Here is a 1,811-nt window from a genome sequence, read left to right as displayed (position 1 = left end):
CTCGATTACTCAGCAAGTGCTGACTCAAGAAGGACTGATTGTAACCTATCGTTCAGTAATGCCAGAAGAGGCAACCAACTACGATTACGTACTGCTTAACCTTGCTGCCAACCAAGACTATGAATTAGACGTCGTTCAGCAATGGGCAAATCGCGCGCGAGAGCTCTCGCAGAACGTGATCATTGGTACTCCAAGTACCGAGCTCGCACTGGGTGAGCAGCTGATGAAGAATGTCGATGTTCAGTGCATTACCAAACCACTGTCTCGCAAGAAACCAAGCACCACTGCTTAATGCACCTGCGATTGAGACACACAGTGATGAGAAGCTGCCACTAACCGTGATGGCAGTCGATGACAACCCAGCCAACTTAAAACTGATTACAGCGCTACTGCAAGAACGTGTAGAGACGGTGGTTAGCTGCACCAATGGTCAACAAGCGATTGACCGAGCGACCGAGCAGACATTCGATATCATCTTTATGGATATCCAAATGCCACAAATGGATGGTGTGACTGCGTGTAAACACATTAAAGAGCTAGAGAACAATGCTAAGACGCCAGTGATTGCCGTGACGGCACACGCGATGAGTGGCGAGCGCGACCGTCTATTGGCTGCTGGTATGGACGATTACCTGACTAAGCCGATTGAAGAGCATGTCTTACAGCAGGTTTTGATTCACTGGAGTCCTGAGTCTGAAGTAGAGAATGTGGAAAAGATTGCGCCTGAGCACCCTGCGGTTGGCGTTGAAATCGAAAACCACGCTGCCGAAACTGAGAGCAGCCAGCACAAGGACATCATTATTGATTGGCAGGCTGCGTTGAAACAGGCAGCCAATAAAGAAGACCTTGCTCGCGATATGCTGCAGATGCTGGTCGACTTCATTCCAGAGGTCTATGCGGCTGCTGAGCGTGCTATCGAAGAGAGCGACTACCCTATCGATGACTTAATACACATCATTCATAAGATGCACGGCAGCAGTTCTTACAGTGGCGTGCCAAGATTGAAAGCCGTATGTGCCACGATAGAGAAAGAGCTACGTTCAGGGACGCAGATAGAAGATATCGAACCTGAGCTGTTCGAGCTACAAGATGAGCTAGACAAGGTGCAGGCCACCGCGATTCACTATCTGACACCAATCTAACCTAGCTAGGTTCCAACTCAACATTGCTAATGCATACGTAAAAAATCAGCAAAAACGCAAACTGTCAGTATAGAAACAAAAAAGCAGAGCCATGGCTCTGCTTTTTATTTTTCAGGGACTTACAGCGAAGAAATCAAGACTCAAACAATACTGTCGCAACAGCGTAGTGGCGCTCATCCGAGATAGTAATATGGATAGAGCTAACGCCTAGGTTTGCCGCCAACTCCTGCGCTTTGTTGTGCAGAGTAAGCACCGGCTTGCCGTGCTCATCATTCGCAACCTGAAAGTCGTGAAAGGTTACGCCCATGGCAATGCCCGTACCAAGAGCCTTTGAAGCGGCCTCTTTGGCAGCAAAACGCTTCGCAAGGAAACGTGCTTTCTGCTTCAGAGAGTTGAACTGTTCAAGCTCCACTTCACTTAGGATTCGCTCTGCAAAAGCCTCGCCACTGCGTGCTAGCGCCTTTTCAACTCGCTCAATCTCTGCGATGTCTGTACCAAGTCCAACAACTGCCATGACTCTTTAACCTTTCAACTGTAAGTAATTAAGCGTTGTTACGCGCGTTTTCCATGACGGCTTTCATATCTGATACCGCTTTCGCTAGGCCATCAAATACCGCACGACCACTCACTGAGTGACCGATGTTTAGCTCGTAGATCTCAGGCAGTGCT

At 48.6% G+C, this 1,811-nt stretch carries 2 protein-coding genes and 1 pseudogene; 1 reads left to right on the top strand and 2 read right to left on the bottom strand.

All coding sequences use genetic code 11. The features are described from left to right. Positions 1–1,142, top strand: a pseudogene (locus KIV40_RS28475) (response regulator); the annotation flags it as partial. 133 nt (positions 1,143–1,275) lie between these two features. Here KIV40_RS28475 and acpS read toward each other — a convergent pair. Continuing rightward, entirely contained in the window at positions 1,276–1,656 is a 381-nt protein-coding gene (gene acpS / locus KIV40_RS28470) for a holo-ACP synthase (protein WP_285352575.1), read from the bottom strand. A 28-nt stretch (positions 1,657–1,684) separates the two neighbouring features. Further along, on the bottom strand, positions 1,685–1,811 hold a 127-nt coding region (locus KIV40_RS28465; protein WP_285352577.1), incomplete at its 5' end, for a pyridoxine 5'-phosphate synthase.

This window comes from Vibrio sp. D173a, from assembly GCF_030248475.1.
Note: the sequence above shows the minus strand (reverse complement) of the source record. Positions and strands in the feature narration are given on the sequence as shown.

What these genes read in the sequence shown, in the direction of transcription:
- acpS (WP_285352575.1), bottom strand. Translation starts at nt 1,656, where the DNA reads ATGGCAGTTGTTGGACTTGGTACAGACATCGCAGAGATTGAGCGAGTT.